At 63.6% G+C, this 21,825-nt stretch carries 20 protein-coding genes; 8 read left to right on the forward strand and 12 right to left on the reverse strand.

Annotation, left to right across the window (positions count from 1 at the left end):
* Window position 1 precedes the first annotated feature (1 nt).
* Together KF719_RS02565 and KF719_RS02570 are read left to right on the forward strand one after the other, a co-directional pair.
* Window positions 2–1,378: an aspartate aminotransferase family protein gene (locus KF719_RS02565; protein ID WP_293506817.1), complete on the forward strand. Its 1,377-nt coding sequence runs from the start codon at window positions 2–4 to the stop codon at window positions 1,376–1,378.
* Complete coding sequence (locus KF719_RS02570; RefSeq protein WP_293506819.1) at window positions 1,375–2,739, forward strand: glutamine synthetase family protein; 1,365 nt, start codon at window positions 1,375–1,377, stop codon at window positions 2,737–2,739. The genes KF719_RS02565 and KF719_RS02570 overlap by 4 nt, the downstream gene beginning before the upstream one ends.
* 10 nt (window positions 2,740–2,749) lie before the next feature.
* On the opposite strand, the gene KF719_RS02575 is transcribed toward KF719_RS02570, so the two are convergent.
* The 9 genes from KF719_RS02575 to glpK form a co-directional block, all read right to left on the reverse strand.
* Window positions 2,750–3,172, reverse strand: coding sequence for a Rap1a/Tai family immunity protein (locus tag KF719_RS02575; RefSeq protein WP_293506821.1), 423 nt, complete (start codon window positions 3,170–3,172; stop codon window positions 2,750–2,752).
* A 148-nt stretch (window positions 3,173–3,320) separates the two neighbouring features.
* Window positions 3,321–4,622: an LLM class flavin-dependent oxidoreductase gene (locus KF719_RS02580; protein ID WP_293506823.1), complete on the reverse strand. Its 1,302-nt coding sequence runs from the start codon at window positions 4,620–4,622 to the stop codon at window positions 3,321–3,323.
* A gap of 23 nt (window positions 4,623–4,645) precedes the next feature.
* A complete protein-coding gene (locus KF719_RS02585) occupies window positions 4,646–5,524 on the reverse strand; it encodes an SDR family NAD(P)-dependent oxidoreductase (protein ID WP_293506825.1) in 879 nt (292 codons plus the stop codon).
* On the reverse strand, window positions 5,524–6,558 hold the full coding sequence (locus KF719_RS02590) for a hypothetical protein (protein WP_293506826.1): 1,035 nt from the start codon (window positions 6,556–6,558) through the stop codon (window positions 5,524–5,526). The genes KF719_RS02585 and KF719_RS02590 overlap by 1 nt, the downstream gene beginning before the upstream one ends.
* A 36-nt stretch (window positions 6,559–6,594) precedes the next feature.
* The gene (locus KF719_RS02595; RefSeq protein WP_293506828.1) at window positions 6,595–7,179 is read right to left on the reverse strand and encodes a TetR/AcrR family transcriptional regulator; all 585 of its coding nucleotides are present in this window, start codon (window positions 7,177–7,179) and stop codon (window positions 6,595–6,597) included.
* A 187-nt stretch (window positions 7,180–7,366) separates the two neighbouring features.
* Complete coding sequence (locus KF719_RS02600) at window positions 7,367–9,706, reverse strand: xanthine dehydrogenase family protein molybdopterin-binding subunit (protein WP_293506830.1); 2,340 nt, start codon at window positions 9,704–9,706, stop codon at window positions 7,367–7,369.
* A gap of 100 nt (window positions 9,707–9,806) precedes the next feature.
* Window positions 9,807–10,580, reverse strand: coding sequence for a class II aldolase/adducin family protein (locus tag KF719_RS02605; RefSeq protein ID WP_293506832.1), 774 nt, complete (start codon window positions 10,578–10,580; stop codon window positions 9,807–9,809).
* An 87-nt stretch (window positions 10,581–10,667) separates the two neighbouring features.
* Window positions 10,668–12,077 carry an FAD-binding oxidoreductase gene (locus KF719_RS02610; RefSeq protein ID WP_293506834.1) on the reverse strand — a complete coding sequence of 470 codons (1,410 nt, stop codon included), beginning with the start codon at window positions 12,075–12,077 and terminating at the stop codon, window positions 10,668–10,670.
* 63 nt (window positions 12,078–12,140) lie between these two features.
* On the reverse strand, window positions 12,141–13,643 hold the full coding sequence (gene glpK, locus KF719_RS02615; RefSeq protein WP_293506835.1) for a glycerol kinase GlpK: 1,503 nt from the start codon (window positions 13,641–13,643) through the stop codon (window positions 12,141–12,143).
* Between the two features lie 111 nt (window positions 13,644–13,754).
* Here glpK and moaA point away from each other — a divergent pair, with 111 nt between their 5' ends.
* Entirely contained in the window at window positions 13,755–14,783 is a 1,029-nt protein-coding gene (gene moaA / locus KF719_RS02620; protein WP_293506837.1) for a GTP 3',8-cyclase MoaA, read from the forward strand.
* A 3-nt stretch (window positions 14,784–14,786) separates the two neighbouring features.
* On the opposite strand, the gene cutA is transcribed toward moaA, so the two are convergent.
* Window positions 14,787–15,125: a divalent-cation tolerance protein CutA gene (cutA, locus tag KF719_RS02625; RefSeq protein WP_293506839.1), complete on the reverse strand. Its 339-nt coding sequence runs from the start codon at window positions 15,123–15,125 to the stop codon at window positions 14,787–14,789.
* A 56-nt stretch (window positions 15,126–15,181) separates the two neighbouring features.
* Between cutA and KF719_RS02630 the strand changes: the two genes are divergently transcribed.
* From KF719_RS02630 to KF719_RS02645, 4 genes are all read left to right on the forward strand, one after another.
* Window positions 15,182–15,949, forward strand: coding sequence for an NAD kinase (locus KF719_RS02630; RefSeq protein WP_363318004.1), 768 nt, complete (start codon window positions 15,182–15,184; stop codon window positions 15,947–15,949).
* Between the two features lie 102 nt (window positions 15,950–16,051).
* A complete protein-coding gene (locus KF719_RS02635) occupies window positions 16,052–16,990 on the forward strand; it encodes an IS1595 family transposase (protein WP_293506841.1) in 939 nt (312 codons plus the stop codon).
* 65 nt (window positions 16,991–17,055) lie between these two features.
* Window positions 17,056–17,424 carry a hypothetical protein gene (locus KF719_RS02640; RefSeq protein WP_293506843.1) on the forward strand — a complete coding sequence of 123 codons (369 nt, stop codon included), beginning with the start codon at window positions 17,056–17,058 and terminating at the stop codon, window positions 17,422–17,424.
* Between the two features lie 159 nt (window positions 17,425–17,583).
* Window positions 17,584–18,096 carry a hypothetical protein gene (locus tag KF719_RS02645; protein ID WP_293506844.1) on the forward strand — a complete coding sequence of 171 codons (513 nt, stop codon included), beginning with the start codon at window positions 17,584–17,586 and terminating at the stop codon, window positions 18,094–18,096.
* A gap of 245 nt (window positions 18,097–18,341) precedes the next feature.
* Here the strand turns inward: KF719_RS02645 and KF719_RS02650 are convergent, their stop codons facing one another.
* Entirely contained in the window at window positions 18,342–19,160 is an 819-nt protein-coding gene (locus KF719_RS02650) for an NUDIX hydrolase (protein WP_293506846.1), read from the reverse strand.
* A 146-nt stretch (window positions 19,161–19,306) separates the two neighbouring features.
* On the opposite strand from KF719_RS02650, the gene KF719_RS02655 reads away from it, so the two are divergent.
* Entirely contained in the window at window positions 19,307–20,548 is a 1,242-nt protein-coding gene (locus KF719_RS02655) for an EAL domain-containing protein (RefSeq protein WP_293506848.1), read from the forward strand.
* Here KF719_RS02655 and pcaF read toward each other — a convergent pair.
* Window positions 20,545–21,747, reverse strand: a complete 1,203-nt coding sequence (pcaF, locus tag KF719_RS02660; protein WP_293510564.1) for a 3-oxoadipyl-CoA thiolase — start codon at window positions 21,745–21,747, stop codon at window positions 20,545–20,547. The two genes, KF719_RS02655 and pcaF, sit on opposite strands and share 4 nt — an antisense overlap.
* Between the last annotated feature and the right edge of the window lie 78 nt (window positions 21,748–21,825).

A 21,825-nucleotide genomic window follows, 5' to 3' on the forward strand; every position in this document is an offset into this window, starting at 1 on the left:
CATGTCCATGCCGGCCGAAGTCAAAGCGCGTGCCGCGGCGCTGATCGCCGTGGAGCGCCAGCGTTTTGCCGAGCTGCACCCGGCCTCCCGGCAGATGGCGGCAAATGCCGGTGAGCATTTCCCCGGCGGCGTGCCGCTGCACTGGATGCTCGACTGGGAAACGCCCTTCCCGCTTTTTGTCCGGCAGGCAAACGGCTCGACCGTGACCGACATTGACGGCCGCCATTATGCGGATTTCTGCCTCGGCGACACCGGTGCAATGTTCGGTCATTCGCCGGCACCCGTCGCCCGCGCGATCGCCGATCAGGCCGGCCGCGGTCTGACTGCCATGCTCCCTTCCGACATCACGGCCGAAGTCGGCACACTGCTCGCTTCCCGCTTCGGCCTTCCCTTCTGGCAGGTGACGGCGACGGCGAGCGACGCCAACCGCGCGGTCGTGCGTTGGGCGCGCGCGCTGACCGGTCGCCCGAAAGTGCTGGTCTTCGACGGTTGCTATCACGGTCAGGTCGAGGACGCCTTCGTGAAGCTCGAAGATGGCGAAACCAGAATGAAACCGAGCCTGCTCGGCCAGGTGAGCGACATCGCACAAACCAGCATCGCCGCGCCTTTCAACGATCTCGAAGCGGTCGAGCGCCTTCTAGGCGCCGGCGACATCGCGTTGATCCTCACCGAACCGGCACTGACCAACACGGCGATGGTCCTGCCCGAACCCGGTTTCATCGAAGGCTTGCTCGCCGCGGCGCAGCGTCACGGCACACTTGTTTGCCTCGACGAAACGCACACCATCTCCGCCGGCCTCGGCGGGTTCACCCGCGCGCGCGATCTTGCGCCCGATTTTTTCGTGCTAGGAAAGCCGGTTGCCGGCGGACTTCCCGCCGCTGTTTTCGGTTTCACCTCGGCGGTCGAAGCCGATATGCGCCGCGTGCTCGAAACGAAAACGCCGGGCTATTCCGGCATCGGCACCACGCTCTCCGGCAACATGCTGGCGCTGGCCGCGATGCGCGCCTGCCTCGCCGAAGTGATGACCGGCGAGGCCTATGCACACATGACAGCGCTCGCATCGCGTCTTGCGCAAGGCCTGCGCGACGCCGTCGCAAAACGCCAACTGCCCTGGACGGTGACGCAACTCGGCGCCCGCGCCGAACTCGTGTTCAGCGCCCGCCCGCTCCGCAACGGCGCCGAAGCGGCCGCCGCAATCGATCACACCGTCGAACGCGCCATCCATCTCTTTCTCCTCAACCGGGATGTGCTGGTGACACCCTTCCACAACATGACCCTCGTTGCGCCTTCGACGACACAAGCCGATATCGACAAGCTGGTGCAGAATTTCGACGAAGCGCTTGGCCTGCTCTGCGGCGAAAAGGAGATCGCGGCATGACCCGCGCCGACGAAAAAGAAGCGACGGAATTTCTCACGGCCCATCCGGAGATCGTGCAGATACAGGCTTTTCTGACCGATCCATCGGGCGTTGCGCGTGGCAAAGTCCTGCGCCCGGAGGAAATGCTGACCGCCTATCGCGATGGCCGGCCGCTTCCCTGCTCGATCCAGTCGCTCGACATGCTGGGCGCCGACGTGCTGGAAACGGGTCTCGTCTGGGAGGAAGGCGACAGCGACCGCCCCTGCTTCCCCGTAGCCGGAACGCTGACCCATGCGCCGTGGCACGACACGCCGACCGCGCAAATGATTCTTGCCTCCTGGGAGCGCGACGGCTCGCCGACACCCGCCGATCCGCGCCACGCGCTGGCCCGCGCGGTCGCCTCGCTCGAAAGCAAGGGCCTGAAGCCCGTCGTTGCCATCGAACTCGAATTTTATCTGATCGACCGCGCCGCCGCGCAGTCGGGCAAACCTCGGCCGCCCGCCGCGCCCAACGGCTTCGCGCCGTCGCACCTGCAGGCCTATCTGATGCAGGATGTCGAGGATTTCGCCCCCGTTCTCGACGACATCTTTGCCGGCGCGAAGAAGATGGGCCTTCCCGCCCGCACCCTGATTTCGGAATATGCGCCCGGCCAGTTCGAAATCGTGCTGGCCCATCGCGACGACGCGATGCGCGCCGCCGACGACGCAATTCTCTACAAGCGTCTCGTCAAGGGCATCGCCGACCGCCACGGCTACATCGCCACCTTCATGGCAAAGCCCTATGCCGGCATGTCGGGCAGCGGCCTGCATGTGCACATCTCGCTGGCCGACGAAAAGAACCCCAACCTCTTTGCCGGCGACGATCCATCGCTGACGCCGCTGCTGCGCCACGCCATCGGTGGCCTCGAAGCCACCATGGCGGAAAGCATGGCCATCTTCGCGCCCAATGCGAATTCCTTCCGCCGCTTCCGCCGCAATACCTATGCGCCGCTCGCGCCCGCATGGGCCATCGACAACCGCTCGGTGCCGCTGCGCGTCACGTCGGGGCCCGCCGCCACGCGTCATCTCGAACACCGCGTCTGCGGCGCCGACGCCAACCCCTACATTGCGCTTGCGGCCGTCATCGCCGGTATTGACGAAGGCATCGACAAGAAATGCGAGCCGAGCGAACCGGTGACCGGTGACGGATATTCAAAGCGCGAAGCGACGCTGCCGATGAACTGGTGGAAGGCGCTCGAAACCGCGCGCGGCTCCGAATTTCTTCGCGAACGCCTCGGCAAAAAATTCATCGACATCTTCCTGACCATCAAGGAAGTCGAATGCGACCGCTTCTTCGCCGAAATCTCCGACGTCGATTTCGACTGGTACCTGCGCAACGTCTGAGCCGCGCCGCCTAGTCCGGGCAGGGATAATTGGTCGCCAGCGTACGCGCGCCCATTTCGAAGGCTGACCGTCCATAAAGCTCCGGGTGTTCCGGCGCGAATTCGATCACCTGTCGCGCAAAGGTTTCGAAGGCCAGCTGTTCCGGCAGACGGAAACAGACCTGCTCGTCCATACCCGGCCCGAGGCGGCGCACGATCATCGGCGCGCCGGCCTCGACCGAGGCGTAGACGCCGGCAGCAAGACCGGCCAGAAACTGATGACAGGACGCGCGCGCAATCCGGTCGTCGGCTTCCGCCGACGCGCTCGCGGCAATCGTGCAGGCCGACACAAGCTCGGCCCCTGTCGTAATGCGCGGTGCCTGCGCCAGCGCAATGCCCGCCGGCAGCATCGATGCCGCCAACGCCATTGCGGCAAGTTTGCTGACATATTTCATCGCCATCTCCCTCTACAGTTGACTTCGGTCATTATGAACCCGATTTGCGCGCCTCGCACATCAACCGGTGACGCGCGACGAAACGGCGCAGACGGAAAATGGCGGCCCGACAGGGCGAATCCCTTTGCCATCCCGCCGCGCTTTGGCTTCAGTCGGCGCTCGTCGCCTTCTTCAGCGGATCCTCGAGCGGCACCTGACCCTGTTCGGAAAAGCGCTTCCGCGCCGCTTCCTCTTCCTTTGTCCGCGATGCCTGATCGGTGATCTGACGGCCCAGCGCGACGACATTCGGAATCTCGTCGTCGGCCAGCGCCTTCATATACTGCTTCCGCTTCATCGCCTTTTCGATATAGGGCGCAAGCTCTTCCGCTTTCTTCTTCTGGCGCTCGTCCTCATGCTCCTTGAATTCCGGCATGACATCGCGCGCGAACATTTCCAGCGCCTCGCAAATATGCTCATGCCGGTTGCGCCCGCCCTGCTGGATGAACGACACCTGATCGACGCCGGCCTCAGCAAAACCGCGCAGATGTTCGCGCATCTGCTCCGGCGTGCCGATGCCGCGATTGCCGCCTTCTTCCGGCAAATGCGGCCGCGCCTTCTCGAAGGCTTCCCAGATATTCGTGCGGCCCGGCTTGTGCTCGCCGAAAATATAATGATGACCGAGCGCGTAACCGAAGAAACGGAAGCCGTCCATGCCGCGGCGCTTGGCTTCCTCGGCATCCTTGTGCAGCGAGAAACCCGTCACCATCGCGATATTCGGATTGCAGGCATGACCGATCGGCACCGCCTCTTCCTTGAAGATCCGGTAATAGTCATCGACCCATTGCTTGGCTTCCGCCGGATCGACAAACGCAAATGTCAGCGCGCCGATGCCGAGCCGCGCCGCAAGTTTGATCGTCTCGCGATTGGAGCAGGCGACCCAGAGCGGCGGGTGCGGCCGTTGCACCGGCTTCGGCACCACATTGCGGCACGGCATCGAGAAGAACTCGCCCTCATAGCCGGGATAGGGATCCATCGCCATCATGTTGGCGCACTGCTCCACGGCCTCACGCCATTGCGAACGCTTCTGTTCGACCGGCACGCGGTAGCCGCCGAGTTCGAGCAATGCCGAGCTTTCGCCGGTGCCCCATTCGACGCGCCCCTTCGACACAAGGTCGAGCGTCGCAATGCGCTCCGCCACACGCGCCGGATGGTTGTAGTTCGGCGGCATCAGCGTGATGCCGTGGCCGAGCCGGATATTCTTCGTGCGTTGCGAGCAGGCCGCGAGAAAAACTTCCGGCGCGGACGAGTGCGAATACTCCTCAAGGAAATGATGCTCGACTTCCCACGCATGATCGATGCCGATCTTGTCCGCGAGCTCCACCTGATCGAGCGCATCCTGAAAGAGCTTCAGCTCGTCGCCCTCATGCCAGGGCCGCGGCAATTGATGCTCGTAGAAAATGCCGAACCGCATGACGCATCTCCCGTTCTTGTGTTCTAGTCGAATACCTTGATCCTGTCGGGCGTCTTGTAGCCGGAACCGGCAAGCGCCGGGCTCTCGGCCGCATGTGCAAAGGCCGCCTCGATGTTGCGCGCCCGCTCGGCAAAAAGCGGCGCCATGTCCGGATGCGTAAAGATGTAGAGCTCACCCGCCTGAATGGCCTCCACGACCCGCGCGCCGACACGGTCGGGATCGAGGCCGCTCAGCACGAGATCGCGCGTCGACGCCGCGCGCTCCGCATCGCGTTCGTCCGGCGGCGGGCCGAACCGCTCCTGCCGCGCCCGCGAGCTTTCATATATGCGCGTCCTGACGAAACCCGGACAGAGGACCGACACGCCGATATTTTCCGGCGCCAATTGCGCATGCCAGCCTTCCGACATACCCACCACGGCATATTTGGACGCCGTGTAAGGCTCCATGCCCGGTATCGAAATCATCCCCGCCATAGACGCGGTGTTGACGAAATGCCCGCCCTCGCCATGCGCACGGATATGCGGCAGAAAAGCTTCGGTGCCGTAAACGACGCCCATCAGATTGACGGCGATGGTCCAGTCCCAGTCGCCCGGCTTCAGCGTGCCGATGGGCCCGCCCGCGCCGACACCGGCATTGTTGCAGACGACATGCACCTTGCCGAACGTCGCGACGGTTTCCTCCGCCGCGCGCTCCACCGATTTTCGCTCGGCGACGTCGCAGCGCACGCCCGCCGCCTTGATCTGCCGTTCCTTGAGTTCGGCAACCGCCGCCGCAAGGTCGTCCTCGTTGATGTCGCCCAGCATCACGTTCATACCGGCCGCGCCGAAAGCCCGCGCCATCGACAGCCCGATGCCGCTCGCGCCGCCCGTCACAAAGGCGGTCTTGCCTGCAAGCTCCTTCATCACGCCGCCTTCCGGATGTCGTCGAGCGCATCGAATTCGGCAAAGAGCTTCGTTCCGTCCGGAGCCTGCGCCAACCCGCTGCGGATCGCCTCGCGCGTCTGCTCGCGGCCGAGATCGGCTTGCGTCACCGCATGCCAATGCACCATTCCTTCCCAGATCGGATCGATCAGCGCGCTGCCCTTGACGCGCGAACCGTCGACACCCTTGAAAGTGAAGCTGCGCATCTCGGAAATCGCGGTCTGCAGATAGCCGACATGAATGGCCTCGTCGGTCCGGATGCGTTCGACCATCTCGGCCGCGAGTTGCGCATCCGCCCGGCGGTCCGGAAATGCCTCGGGGTCGCGCATGATCTCGCAGCAGAACGCGAAGAAGCTTTCGGCCCGCACTTCGATCATCAGCACATTCATCAACAGCAGGATCAACTGCTCGAAGCCCGCGGGCAGTTGCGGCATCAACCGGCCCGTATCCGGCCTCCCGATGCTTGCCGGCACTTCCGGCATCGGATAACGGTCCTTGCCGAAGCAGAGGTCGCGCGCCGCGTACCACATCTGGTCATGCGCGCCATATTCGGGCGCCGCCGGATCGCCGCCCTCGTCGGCGCCATGCGCATAGAGCAAACCCTTGTGCAGGTGTCCGGTGCAGGTCTGCGAAATGTCGTCCTCGATGATCGACTGGAAATCCGGCGCATCGAGATCGCAAAGCAGCCGTCCTCGCGCCTCGATGACGCCGGTAATCGTCAGCGAATTCCAGAACGGAATGCCGACGCCATGACGCAGCAGGTATTTTTCCTGCGGAATATTGGGATAGTTGCCGCGCTTGAGAAGCTGCACCGTCGCATCGATCAGCGGATAGCCGCGCGCTTCCAGCGCCGCCGCCCATGCCTTCACCGCCGGCCAGCGATGCAGCACCCGCGGGGAGACATAAGTGCCATCCGCCAGAAATCCGCCATGCAGCTTGTAGCCTGCCTCCACATGCGGCCGCGCATAATCGTGCGAGGCCATCAGCTCATCTCGCGTATATGAGAGCTTTGCCACTTTCATTTCCTCCGGTTCGGCCTCTTTTGCGGGCCGCTATTTCTTCAGTGCACGAACGAAAAGCCTGGTCATTCCGTCGATCAACGTGTCGCGGTCGAGCTTCTGGCGAAAGCCATAGGCGCCGCCCTGCTTGATCGCGCCGACGATGAGATAGCCCGCAAGTCGGCTGTCGAGATCGGCAAGCGCCTCGCCGGTCGCCTTCCAGTGTTCGAGCGCCTTGATCCAGCTTTCCGCCCAGCGATCCGCCGGCATCTTCCGCCCGGTGTCGCCTTTCGACAGCACACTGACATCGGTCAGCGTCGCCGCCAGCACGCCGGGATTGGCGTCGGAATATTCGAAAATCGCCAGCAGGATTTCGCGGATACCGTCCTCGAGCGAATTCGCACCCGCCAGATGCGCTTCGAGGAACACTTCCAGTTCCTCGGCCGCCTCCTCGGTGAAGGCGAGGAAGCAATCGAGCTTGTCTTCGAAATGGAGGTAGAACGTGCCGTGGCCGACGCCGGCCTCGCGCGAAATGTCCTGAGGCCGCGTCTCGTGATAGCCGCGCTCGACGAAGAGCTTGCGTGCCGCCGCCATCAGCTTGCGGCGGCTTTCCAGCTTGCGCCGGACCGCGCCGGTCACGCCGCCCTCCGCCTTCCCGGCGGTGGACGCGATTTCGGCTTCGTCATTTTCCAGGACGGCCGCTTCTGCGGCTTCTCGGGTCCCGGAGCCGGTTTCCTCCGTGATCATGCGGAAAGCGTTGCCCCGAAATGACAAAATGTCAATAAACCCTGACGGCCTTTGTGGAGATTTTATGCAGCCGCCCGGCCTACTCCGCCGCCTTGCGCCCGCCTTCGATGATCTGCCAGAGCTTCAAAGGCGTCACCGGCATGTCGATTTCTTCAATGCCATAGGGCTTCAGCGCATCGATCACCGCATTGATGAAGGCGGCCGGCGCGCCGACCGTCCCCGCCTCGCCCGCACCCTTAACGCCAAGCTCGTTCGATAGCGCCGGGAACTCGTTGTAGCTGACATCGAACGAAGGCACGTCGTCGGCGCGCGGCATCCAGTAATCCATGAACGAACCGGTCACGAGCTGCCCGGCCGCGTCGTAAAGCGCATGTTCGCCCATCGCCTGCCCGAGCCCCTGCACGATGCCGCCATGCACCTGCCCCGCCACGATCAGCGGATTGATGATCTGGCCGAAATCGTCGACCGCCGTGAACTTGACGATGCGGAACTGCCCGGTATCGGCATCGATCTCGACTTCGCAGATATGCGCGCCGTTCGGAAACGTGTTCTTGTCCTGCTTGTACTCGCCGTTGCCCGCAAGTTCACCGAGATTGGCCTGCGTCGCCGCGATGCGCGCTACGGCGAAGAGATCGATCGTCTTGTCGGTTCCCGCCACCGCGAAAACCGGCTGGCCGTCGGCGCCGCGATATTCGATGTCGGCCTTGGCCGCTTCGAGCTCGTTGGCCGCAATCTCGCGCCCCTTCTCGATCAGCTTGTCGGAGGCATCCGCCATCGCGCCATTGGCGAGATAGAGCGCCTTCGATCCGCCGGTGCCCGCGCCGCCGGGCAGAATGTCCGAGTCGCCGAGATGCACCTTGATCTTCTCGGCATCGACGCCAAGCCGCGACGAGATGAGCTGCGTCCACACCGTTTCGTGGCCCTGCCCGTTGGTCTGCTGCCCGGTCCACACATGCACCATGCCATCCGCGCCATCGACGGCGACGCGCGCATAATCGGCCATGCCCGCCGCCGTGCGCTCGACATAATAGCTGATGCCGATGCCGCGCAGCTTGCCGTCCTTGGCCGCCGCCGCGCGCCGCGCCTCGAAGCCGTCATAATCGGCGCGCTTCATCGCATCGTCGAGATTGAATTCGAAATTGCCGGAATCGAAGGGCAGCGACGGCGGCGCGTTGAACGGCATCGCGCTTTGCGGCACGAAATTGCGCTTGCGCAACGCGGCCGGCGTGAGCCCGATCTCCTTCGCCGCCTTCTCCATCAACCTTTCGATGACATAGGACGCCTCCGGCCGCCCCGCACCGCGATAGGCGTCCACCGGCACGGTGTTGGTGTAGACGGCGCGCACATGATTATACATCGCCGGCACCACATAGACGCCGACATGCATGCCGCGCGGCGCGAGCGAAGGAATGAACGGCCCGAACTGGCTCTGATAGGCGCCGAGATTGGCGATCGTGTCGACCTCGACGGCAAGGATCTTCCCGTCCTTGTCGAGCGCCAGCGCCGCCTCCGTCACATGGTCGCGTCCCTGGCTGTCGGTGACGAAACTGTCGGAGCGGTCGCCGACCCATTTGACCGGCCGCCCCAGCATCTTCGAGGCGAACAGCACCAGCGGATATTCGGGATAGACGAAAGTCTTCATGCCGAAGCCGCCGCCGACATCCTCGGTGATCACGCGCAACTTCTCGACCGGAATTTTCAGCGAATGCAGCGCGATGTTGTTGCGCATCCCGTGCACGCCCTGGCTCGCCGTGTAAAGCGTGTAGTGGTCGCGTTCCGCATCGTAGGCGCCGAGCGCCGCGCGCGGTTCCATCGCCGCGACGACGATTCGGTTGTTGACGAGCTTGATGCGCGTCACATGATGCGCCGCCTTCATCGCCTCGGCCACCTCGTCGGCCTTGCCGATCGACCAGTCATAGGCAAGGTTGCTGCCGTTCTCCTCCCAGATCACCGGCGCATCCGGCGCAATTGCGCCCGCCGTGTCCGCCGTCGCCGGCAGGTCGTCGTAATCGACAATCAGCAGTTCCGCCGCGTCGCGCGCCTGCGCCGCCGTCTCGGCCACGACCATCGCCACCGTGTCGCCGACATGGCGCACCCGGTCGCGCGTGATGAGATTGCGAACCGTCTTGAAGATCGGCGTGCCGTCCTTGTTCTTCAGCATGTCGGCGGCCGGCGAATAGACCGTGCCGAGCCCGGCCTTTTCCGCGTCCTCGCCCGTATAGACCGCGATCACGCCCGCCGCAGCCTTCGCATCCGATGTGTCGATGCCGGTGATCCGCGCATGGGCGCGCGGGCTGCGCACCATGAAGGCATGCGCCTGCCCCGGCAGCGACATGTCGTCGGCATAGCGACCCGCGCCCGTGATCAGTCGCAAATCCTCGACGCGCCGCGCCGGTTGCCCCACACCGAATTTCACCATCGACAGACCTCACGAGATGCAGATTGCGGATGCGATGCAGATGGCGTCTCGCCGCCCGCATTGCCAATGAAAATTCGATGAAGCGCGCGCGTGCGCCGGATCAGTGCCGGTAGGACGTGTCGATCCGGTCGAGCGTGCGCAGCAGCGCCGGCCAGGCGAGATTGCCGATGCCGTGCTTCTTGTGGAACATGCCCTGCTCGGCGGTTTTCTCCGGCACGCCCTGGTTCGGCATGGTGAGCTTCACCCCGCCCGCCAGCGCGCGCACCTGCATCGTGCAGGCCCGCTCCAGGAAATAGAGCCGCAGGAACGCATCCGGGCAGCTCGCGCCCGCCGCCAGCAGCCCGTGATTGCGCAGGATCATGCAATGCTTGTTGCCAAGGTCGCGCACCAGCCGCTCGCGCTCGTCATGTTCAAGCGCGATGCCCTCATAGTCGTGATAGGCGAGATCTTCCAGCACCACCATCGCGGTCTGCGACAGCGGCAGCAATCCGTCCGCCTGCGCCGACACCGCCACCCCGTCATCCGAATGCGTGTGGATCACCGCATTGGCATCCGGCACCGACATATGCACGGCGCTGTGAATGGTGAAGCCGGCCGGGTTCACCGCGTAATCGGTCGGCATGACGATATTGCCGTCGAGATCGATCTTGACGAGGCTCGACGCCGTAATCTCGTCGAAGCTCATGCCATAGGGGTTGATCAGGAAATGATGCTCCGGCCCCGGCACGCGCGCCGAAATATGCGTGTAGATGAGGTCGCTCCAGCCGTAATGCGCGACGAGCCGGTAGGTCGCCGCCAGATCGACGCGCACCTGCCACTCGTCCGCCGAAACCTGCTTGCGCACCGAAGCGCCGAAATCTTCCGCCACCGACATGGGGCCCGCCTTCCTTCGCATGCTTGAAAACCGGATTCTCTGTTCCGGTCAGTCTGCCATGCGCGGCGGCACTCCGCAAACGCGGTCCTATTCCGCCGCCTTCGCCTGTGGAACCGGCGCCAGCACCTTGCCCGGATTGAGGATGTTCTTCGGGTCGAGTGTGCGTTTGAGGAGCCGCATCAGCGCCACTTCTTCCGGACTGCGCGACCAGTCGAGATAGGGCCGCTTCTCGAGCCCGATCCCGTGTTCGGCCGAAACCGATCCCTGCCGCTCGCGCAACTCGCCATAAACGATCGCCTCGACGCCGCGCCGCGTCTCCGGCCCCGCATCGGGAAAGCGCCCCGGAATGACATGCAGGTTGCCGTCGCCGAGATGCCCGAACACCATCAGCGAACTGCCGGTCCACTTGGCGGCCAGCGCATTCTTCACTTCGCCGATATAGCTCTCCATGTCGGCGATCTTGAGGCTGACATCGAAAGTGAACATCGGATAGGTGTGCACCACCTGCCCCACATCGTCGCGCAGCGCCCACATCGCGTCGCGCTCGGCCTGGCTCTTGGCGATCACCGCGTCCGAAATCATGCCCTCTTCCAGCGCCGCCATCATCGCCGCCTCGAAGCGCGCGCTGTCGGCTTCCTGGTCGCCGCCCAGCGACTCCACCAGCACATAATAGGGATGCCCATGCGCGATCACCGGCCGCCCCTTGGCCGGTTCGCTGGTCACGAGCTTGTAGAAATCCTCCCACATCACCTCGAAGGCCGACAGCGCGCCGCCGAGCGCGCGCTCCATATGCCGCAGGAACGCCGGCAACTGCGCGAAACTCTCGACCGCCACAAACCCCGTATCCTGCGACGCGGGTTTCGGCCGCAGCCTCAGCACCGCCCGCGTCACGACGCCGAGCGTCCCTTCCGAGCCGATGAACATCTGCTTGAGGTCGTATCCGGCATTGTTCTTGATGAGCTTGTTCATCGACGTCATCACCGTGCCGTCCGCCAGCACGACTTCAAGTCCCAGCACCATGTCGCGCGTCATCCCGTAGCGGATCACGCGGTTGCCGCCGGCATTGGTGGAAATGTTTCCGCCGATGGTCGCCGAGCCGCGCGCGCCGAGATCGAGCGGAAACATCAGCCCCTTGGCTTCCGCCGCCTCGCACACCGTCTGCAGCACACAACCCGCCTGCACGCTCATCGTGCCGCCGGTCGCGTCGATTTCCTCGATCTTGTTCATGCGTTCGAGCGACAGCGCGATATGGCCTTGCGCCTCGCCGCCTTCGACAAGCCCGGTCTTGCCGCCCCACGGCACCACACCCTCGCCCGCCGCATGGCAAATCTTCAGCGCCTTCGAAACTTCCTCCGTCGATGCGGGCCTGAGCACGGCCGCCGGCACGCCGAGCTTGCTCCAGCCGCCGACTGCCTTCTCCTCCGCATCCTTGCCCGTCAGCACGCCCTGATCGCCCAGCGCCGCCTTCAGCTTTGCAATGAGATCGTCCGATGCCATGTCATCCTCCCGGGGATCATGTTCTTGTGCAGGACTATAGCGCGAAAGCGGCACCCGCGCGCCTCACCCGATCACCCGCTTCACACAGGCCTGCCACCGCCCGTAACGCTCCGCCCGCTCGCTTTCCGCCATTTCCGGCTCGAAGCCGCGTTCGCGCCGCCAGTGCCGCGCCACATCCGCCGCGTCGCCGTAAAATCCTGTCTGCATGCCGGCGAGATAGGCCGCCCCCAGCGCCGTCGTCTCGGTCACTTCCGGGCGTTCCACCGGCCGCCCGATAATGTCGGTGAGGTTCTGCATGAACCAGTTATTGGCGACCATGCCGCCATCGACGCGCAGCGCCTGCGGGCTTGTCAGCCCCGCCGCCTTCATGTCGTCGCCCATCGCATCCATCAGGTCGCGCGTCTGGAACGACACGCTTTCAAGCGCCGCCCTGACAATCTCCTTCGCGCCCGTGTCGCGCGTCATGCCGAACAGTGCCGCCCGCACATCGGGCTCCCAGTAAGGCGCGCCGAGCCCGGTGAAGGCCGGCACCAGCACGGCCTGGCTGTTGTGATTGGCCTCGCGCGCCATTTCCTCGCTCTCGGCCGAACTGTCGACAAGTTTCATCTCGTCGCGCAGCCATTGCACGATGGCGCCGGCCATGAAGATCGAGCCTTCCAGCGCATAGGTTGTCTTGCCGCCGATCCGGTAAGCAACGGTGCCGAGCAGCCGGTTGCGGCTTGTCACCCGCCGCGCGCCGGTGTTGACCACCGCGAAACAGCCCGTGCCATAGGTCGATTTCATCAGCCCCGGCTCGAAACAGGCCTGCCCCACGGTTGCCGCCTGCTGGTCGCCGGCGACGCCCGCCACCGGAATTTCGGCGCCGAGCAAATCCTTCGCCGTCACGCCGAAATCGGCGCAGCAATCCTTGACCTCCGGCAGCAGCGCTTTCGGAATGTCGAACCAGCCGAGGATTTCCTCGTCCCATTCCTGCTTGTCGATGTTGAAGAGCAGCGTCCGCGAGGCGTTCGTCGCATCCGTCGCATGCACCTTGCCGCCGGTCAGGTTGAAAATCAGCCACGCATCGATGGTGCCGAAACAGAGCTCGCCTGCCGCCGCGCGGCGGCGCGCATCCGGCACATTGTCGAGCAGCCATGTAAGCTTGGTGCCGGAAAAATAAGGATCGAGCAGCAGCCCCGTCTTCGCCTGCACGACGGGCTCCTTGCCCTCAGCCTTCAGCTTCGCGCACAGCGCCGCCGTGCGCCGGTCCTGCCAGACGATCGCGTTGTGCAGCGGCTTGCCGGTGGCGCGCTCCCACAGCACCGTCGTCTCGCGCTGGTTGGTGATGCCGATGGCCGCGATATTCGCCGCCGTCGTGCCCCCGGTCAGCACACCGCGGCAGACTTCCAGCGTCGCCGCCCAGATCTCGGCGGCGTCATGCTCCACCCAGCCGTCCTGCGGGAATATCTGCCGAAGCTCCTTCTGCCGGACCCGCATCGGCGAGCCCGACGCGTCGAACAGCAGCGCCCGGGTGCTCGTCGTCCCCTGATCGATCGACAGAATGTACCGCGCGTCCTCGGCCGCCATCGCCTCTCCCCCTTGATCCTCTGGACCGGGAGGCTACCCCGCTCCGTCACGCCGCAAAACCCCTCCCATTCAGGGGGCGAAATCCGACTGACCGGATGCTATATTCCGGTCATGGACCTCGACCGCCCCCTTGCCGCCGCCTCATTGCCGATGATCGACCCCTTCGGGCGCGCGGTCACCTATCTGCGCGTCTCGGTGACGGATCGCTGCGACTTCCGCTGCGTCTACTGCATGTCCGAGCACATGAACTTCCTGCCGAAGCCCGAATTGCTGACGCTGGAAGAGCTCGACCGCGTCTGCTCGGCCTTCGTCCACAAGGGCGTCTGCAAGCTCCGCCTCACCGGCGGCGAGCCGCTGGTTCGCCGCGACGTGATGACTCTCATCAAAAGTCTCGGCCGCCATCTCGAAACCGGCGCGCTCGACGAACTGACGCTGACCACCAATGGCAGCCAGCTCGCGCGTCACGCCGCCGACCTCCATGCCGCCGGCATCCGCCGCATCAATGTCTCGCTCGACACGCTGAAGCCCGATCTCTTCGCCGAAATCACCCGCTGGGGCCGCCTGCCCCAGGTGCTCGACGGCATCGAGGCGGCAAAACGCGCCGGCCTGAAAATCAAGATCAACACCGTGGCGCTGAAAGGCGTCAACGAAACGGAAATCCCGTCGCTCGTCGAATGGGCGCATGGGGAAGGCCACGACATCACGCTGATCGAAACCATGCCGATGGGCGACATCGACGGCGACCGCACCGATCAATACCTGCCGCTCTCCGCCGTGCGCCGCACGCTTGCCGAACGCTGGACGCTCGACGAAATGGATTTCCGCACCGGCGGCCCGGCGCGCTATGTCCGCGTGAAGGAAACCGGCGGCAGGCTCGGCTTCATCACGCCGCTGACGCACAACTTCTGCGAAAGCTGCAACCGCGTCCGCCTCACCTGCACCGGCACATTATATATGTGTCTGGGTCAGGACGACGCCGCCGATCTCCGCGCCGCCGTCCGCGCAAGCGCCAGCGACGACATCCTCAATACCGCCATCGATGAAGCGATCGGCCGCAAGCCGAAAGGCCACGACTTCATCATCGACCGCGACCACAACCGCCCCGCCGTCGCCCGCCACATGTCGCTGACCGGCGGTTGAACCTCACCCCTTCACCTGCCCCCGCGCCCACGTCAGATAATCTGTGTTCCCCGCAAGAATCGGCAGCACCAGCATCGCAGGCACCTCGTAAGGATGCAGTTCCCTGAGCCGCGCCATCGCTTCATCCACAAGCCCCGCCCGCGTCTTGATGAAACCCGCGACCTCCGCCTCGACCGTCACCTCACCGTCCCATTCGTAAACGGAGCGGAGCCCTGGATAGATATTGACGCAGGCCGCAAGTTTTTCCGTCACCAGCACCCGGCTCAAGGCCTCTGCCGCCGCCATCGAAGGCAAGGTCGTGTAGATAAAGACGAATTCTCCTTCTTGCGTATCTCCGCCCATATGCTTACCTCCTTGCGGCTCCGCCGCTATTATGCCGCCTGACAAGGGAAGCCGAGATGAAATTCGAGAAGATCGCCTTCGTGGCGACCGACATGCCCGAGGCACAGGCGGCGCTGAAAACCTTGCGCGCGCGCTATGGCGACGTCGCACCCGACAAGGCCGAGATCATCGTCGCGCTGGGTGGCGACGGGCTGATGCTGCAAACCCTGCACGACCACATGGACAGGCGCGTGCCCATCTACGGCATGAACCGCGGCTCGGTCGGCTTCCTGATGAACGAATACCGCGACAACGATCTTCTGCAGCGCCTCGACGCCGCCGAACTCGCGACGCTCCACCCGCTGCGCATGAAGGCGACGCTCGCAACCGGCGAAACCAGGGAAGCGCTCGCCATCAATGAAGTGGCGCTCTTCCGCGAAACCTATCAGGCGGCGAAGCTGCGCATCTCCATCGACGGCAAGACGCGCATGGAGGAGCTTGTCTGCGACGGCGTGCTGGTCGCGACGCCGGCCGGCTCCACCGCCTACAATCTTTCGGCGCAGGGCCCCATCGTCCCCATCGACGCGGCATTGCTGGCCTTGACGCCGATCAGCGCCTTCCGGCCCCGCCGCTGGCGTGGCGCGCTGCTCTCGCACCGCGCCCAGGTCCGCATCGAAATCCTCGAACACGGAAAACGCCCCGTCAGCGCCGTCGCCGACCACACCGAATTCCGCAACGTGCGCGACGTCGAAGTCGAGGAAGACGCATCGATCGACTTGCTGATGCTTTTCGACGCCGACCACTCGCTCGACGAACGCATCCTGACCGAACAGTTCTTATACTGAACTCTTGGCGGTTGCTTTTCTTCCCACCCTCCCCTTGGGGGGGAATTATATACTTGACGTACCAACCTTGATTCCCTACATTTGGGGTCAAGGAGATACACCATGCTTGAACTCACGAACCCCATCTACACCGACGCCGACAAAGCCCGCCAGCATCTGGAAAGCATCCAGTGGCCGGAAGGCCCGGTTTGCCCGCATTGCGGCAACTGCGATGGTGAGCGCATCACGAAGCTTGAAGGCAAGAGCACCCGCCCCGGCGTCCACAAGTGCAAGGAATGCCGCAAGCCCTTCACCGTGACCGTTGGCACCGTCTTTGAGCGTTCCAAGATACCGCTCAACAAATGGGTTCTGGCCGCTCACCTTATGGCCGCGAGCAAGAAGGGCATCAGCGCCCATCAATTGCACCGCATGTTGGGCATCACCTACAAAAGCGCGTGGTTCATGGCCCACCGCATCCGCGAAGCCATGCGCGACGACAAGGCGTCCGGCCCGATGGGCGGCGAAGGCAAGTTTGTGGAAGCCGACGAAACCTATATCGGCGGCAAAGAAACCAACAAGCACCGCTCCAAGCGCAACAGCAAGAACATTGGCGGCATGGGCAAGGAAATCGTGTTCTCCCTAGTGGAGCGCAATGGCCGCGTCCGCTCGCATCATGTGCCGAGTGTTACCGCCAAGACGCTGCGTCCTATCCTTGTCGCTCAACTGGACGCCAAGACGTTCCTTATGACCGACGACGCGGGCCAGTACCGCCACATGCACAAGGACTTCGCCCATGAAACCGTGAACCACGGCATTGGGGAGTATGTGCGCGGTGACGCTCACACAAATACGGTTGAAGGCTATTTCTCGGTTCTCAAGCGCGGAATTGTGGGCACGTTCCATCACGTCTCGCAGCAGCACTTGAAGCGTTATTTGGCCGAATTTGATTTCCGTCATAACGAGCGCGAAGCCCTTGGCGTCAATGACACCATGCGCGCCCAAGCCGTTCTCGCCGGTATCCGTGGCAAGCGTCTCACCTATCGGCGGACTGGTAACGCCTGATATTCAGGCCCAAGCCGTGCGCTTCATGCGCTGGCGTCGCTGGCGCAGCAAAAAAGAGGGGAAGAATGATGGAAGATGAGCCAACGCCAGAATACAGGCGCGTCTTCAAGATTCTCTTTTATTCACGCGATGACCCTGAAACAGTAGGTGCAATTTTGAAAGGCGACGCCATCGAGCACGAAGGCCGTCTTTGGTTTGTTCCCATGTGGTACGACTCAAAAGAAGAAGCATGGTCAGTACCACTGCGCCTAGTGTGCCTATCGACACCTGAGATTGTCGTGTGCCTTCAGAAGCTGGTTGATGATCCGAAGGCAGATTTTCTTCTAAACTACCCAATACCCATAGCCGATCTTTCGAAAGAAACCGCACCTGAAAAAAGCAGCGAATTCTTGGTGATTGAGCGACCACCACTGAAGATTTTGAAAGCACACTAGGCATTGGTGCTGCCCGCTCAATCGGCGGGCTTCCCCTTCTTCGGTTTGCGTTTGGGCTTTGTCTTGCCCTTTGGTTCAGCCTCTTTCGGTTGAGGCGGCGTCTTGAGTAGACGGCGCAGTATTTCGTCGCCTTGGTCTTTTTTGCTGTCGGATGTAGCCATGGATGAACCTAATGCCCCGCCTTTTTTGCCGCCGCATATGTTGCAAGCCATCGGCAACTTAGCTGCTTATTGGGCGTACCTTGAATCTGCTGTTGAGATAGCAATCTGGACATTGCTTGGAGTTCCTCGCAGTAAGGGGGCAGCAATCACTACCCACATGGGAATAGTGTCTAGGTGCGACGCTCTAAGAACTCTCGTCTCATCTGAGTTTTCCGACAATCAAGCTTTGATTGATGAGATCAACAACCTTGTATCCCGCATCGGCACAGCAAGAATAATGAGAAACAATATAGTTCACGCCTTCTGGAAACACACACCGGAGGGGCAAGAAGCTGCCGCCCTGAAAATTTCTGCCAGAGGAAAGTTCAAGCAGACCAGCGTAAGTTATAGTCTCGAAGATATTGTGGCATCAACGAACACAACTTTTGACCTCACTAGCGAGATTCATGCGTTTCTAGAAGTTGTCTTTCCTGACGAAAAGTTTCCATGGCCACATACAAGCGGCGAATAAGATCAAACGGTACTGGCGGGACTTCATAACCCCCGTCACCGGCCCAATCTTCATAAACCGAAAGACCAACATTAAGCATTTCGCGGGTGACTTCGATTTCAGGGGCGAGTGATTCGCATTTATCTTGGTACGTCATCTCTACTACTCCCCCTTGGGGGAGGGTCAAAATTTGCAAAGCAAATTTTGGGGAGGGGTAAGCGTGGAACTTCAGCGCATAACCGGCAACACACGCGCAGCCGCCGTGCCTAGGCCTTCGGCTTCGCCACGTTCGCCACCGCTTCCAGCGGCTCTTCCGTCACCGGATAGCCCGCTTCCGCCGGTATGCGCAGCACGGGCTTGCCCGCCTCGTTTTTGGTGACCACCGGTTCGACCGTCACGACGGGTTTGCCCCGCGCCGCCTCGATCGCCGCCGTGACATTCGGGCTGTAGCCGAGCTTCGCCACATTCATCCGTGTCGGGAAGATGATGGTGCGCGTCCCGGCATCTGCCTCCCGCAACGCCACGTCGGGGCGGATCCACACCGAATCGACTGACTCGTAGCCGTCATGCACTGCGAGGTGATCCTCCGGCGCCGCCGCGAGATAGAACCGCGTGTCGAAACGCTTCGGCATCATGTTGGGCGTGATCCAGTGCGCGAACGGCGTCAGCATGTCGCCGGCGAGCCGCAATCCTTCCCGCTCCAGAAAATCGGCAATGCCGATCTCGCCCTTGTTCAACGGATCGCGATAGGGATCGAGCGCCTTCAGCCGCGCCGCATCCACCACCCGCCCCGTGCGTTCCTCGCGCGCCAGCAGCACCGCCGATTCCTCGAAAGCCTCGCGGATTGCCGCCACCCGCATCGAAAATTCCCAGTCGTCGAGACCCTCCGCGCCGTCGACACGCCCGCGCACGCCTTCCGCACGGTCCAGCGCATCCACCTTGCCGCCCGGAAAAACCAGCGCGCCGGAAGCGAAATCGATCTGGTGATGGCGCACCACCATGAACACCTCGATGCCCTCCGCGCCGTCGCGCACAAGCAGGATCGTCGCCGCCGGAATCAGCGCATCTGTCGCCGGTTTGGTCATTCTCGCTCTCCCGTTCGCTCCAATTCGAAGCATTGTTTTTATCGTTTGGCGACGTTGTCCGCCGCTTCTGCCGGCCGGTTAAGCGCTCGTAAACCCGCCCCCGCCAGTCTGGACCCATCGCAGAATGCGTGTCGTCCGGGATCAAGATGTACAGCAGTTCCTTTCGCCTGACCAACCGCGACATCGACCTCGCCTTCGAGGCCCGCCACCTGTTTCTGGTCTGCCAGCCGAAAATTGCGCTCGCCACCGGCGAAGGTCTGGGCGCCGAAGCCTATATCCGCTGGAACCATCCGGACTACGGTCTGCTGCCGCCGGGCCTCTTCCTCTCCTTCTTCGAACGCCGCGAACGCAGCGGCGAGTTGACGCGTTACGTTGCGTCAGCCGCGGCCGATGTGCTGGCCGAATGGACGGCAGCAGCCGGCGCCGAAAAATCCGCATGGCCGCTGTCGATCAATCTCGGCGCCGCCGACCTTGCCGACAAACGCCTCCCCGGCGATCTCGACGGCATTCTCGGCGAACGCGGCCTCGACCCCGCGCGCCTGATCCTCGAAGTGCCCGAAGGCGCCTTCGTTCGCCACGGCGAGGCCGCCGCCCAAATAATCGGCGAGCTGCGCCGCCTCGGCTTCCGCACCGCGCTCGACGGCGGCGGCGCCGTCATCGTCCCCGACGAGCTCTTGAGTCGCGACTGCTTCGATGAAGTGAAAATCGGCGGCGCGGCGATCATCCAGTTCGCGAGCCGCCTGCGTCATGCCGGCCTCGGCTTTGTCGGCCGCCGCGTCGCGCTCGCCGCCGCGCGCGGCCTTGAGGCAACCGCCGTCGGCGTCGAGGACGCAACGACGCTCGCGGCTCTCCCCGCGCTCGGCTTCACCGCCGCGCAGGGCGCGCATATCTGCCGGCCGCTCGCGCCGGCCGACCTCACCGGCTGGACCGCGCCGCCGCGCAATGTTGATGTCGAAATCGGCGAGACGCTGGAAACAGCGATCGAACATGCGGACGACACGGAAAACGACGTGCTTCTCCTCACCGATCCGGTCGAAGACGATGAACCCGGCGAAACGCCCGCGCTGCAAGCAGCGCCGCTCGAAGAACCCGTCCTCTGTCTCTCATGGGAGGAAGTCGACTTTCACGTGCCCGGCGAGGAAGTGCGCGGCGTTGCCTGGCGTCTCGACCGCGTCTGTCTTTCGCCCGACCGCTGGCTGGTGGCGCTGATCCGCAAGCCCCGCCGCCTCGCCCACATGCGCAAACCGGAACCCGCGAAGAAGTCGCCGCCGATCCGGGCCGAACGGCAGGCAAAGCCCGCACCGCGTCCGCGCAACATCCGCCGCCCGCGCGCGCCGTCGGCGCTCGTCACCCGCCCGAGCCTCGTCCAGCTCGCGCTCGGTTTCTAGACCCGCTCGATCACCATGGCGATGCCCTGCCCGACGCCAATGCACATCGTGCACAGCGCATAGCGCCCGCCGCGCTTTTCGAGCTCGTACATCGCCGTCGTCACAAGCCGCGCCCCGCTCATGCCGAGTGGATGGCCGAGCGCAATCGCGCCGCCATTCGGGTTGACGTGTTCGGCATCGTCCGGCAATCCGAGGTCGCGCATCACCGCAAGACCTTGCGACGCAAACGCCTCATTGAGTTCGATCACATCGATATCGCCAATATTGAGCCCGGCCTTTTCCAGCACCTTGCGGCTCGCCGGTGCAGGCCCGATGCCCATGATGCGCGGCGGCACGCCCGCCGTCGCCATCGCGACAATCCGCGCGCGTGGCGTCAGACCATGCGTCTCCGCCGCTTCCGCCGAGGCAAGGATCAGCGCACAGGCGCCGTCGTTGACGCCCGACGCATTCCCCGCCGTCACGCTGCCACCCTCGCGAAACGGCGCCGGCAATTTCGCCAATGCTTCGAGCGTCGTTTCGGGGCGCGGATGTTCGTCCGCGCTGACAACCGTCTCGCCCTTCCGCCCCGCAATCGTCACCGGCACGATTTCCGCGGCAAAGCGCCCCGCTTCCATCGCCTTGCCGGCCTTTTGCTGGCTCCGCCACGCAAACGCATCCTGGTCGGCGCGTGAAATCTGGAAATCCTCGGCGACGTTCTCGGCCGTCTCCGGCATCGAGTCGACGCCGTATTGCCGCTTCATCAGCGGGTTGACGAAACGCCAGCCGATCGTCGTGTCGTAAATCTGCGCATCGCGCGCATAGGCCGCCGTCGCCTTCCCCATCACGAAGGGCGCGCGCGACATGCTCTCGACGCCGCCGGCAACGGCGAGCGCCGTCTCGCCGGACTTGATCGCCCGCGCCGCGGTGCCGACCGCATCCATGCCCGAGCCGCACAGCCGGTTGATCGTTGTGCCCGACACCGTTTCGGGCAAACCCGCCAGCAGCGACGACATCCGCGCCACATTGCGGTTGTCCTCGCCCGCCTGGTTGGCGCAGCCGAAAATCACATCGTCGACCCGCTCCCAGTTGACGCCCGGATTACGCTCAATCAGCGCCATCAGCGGCACCGCGCCGAGGTCGTCGGCGCGCATACCGGCCAGCGCCCCGCCATAACGCCCGATCGGCGTCCTGACGGCGTCGCAAATGAAAGCGTCCTTGATCTGATGGCTCATCGCCCGGCCTCCGTTGAAGTCGAAGGCCGCAACCTAGATCATTTTGTCGGGAAGGAAAACGCTGCG

The sequence above is a fragment of the Parvibaculum sp. genome (genome assembly GCF_019635935.1).
In the GTDB taxonomy this organism is placed as follows: Bacteria; Pseudomonadota; Alphaproteobacteria; order Parvibaculales; family Parvibaculaceae; genus Parvibaculum.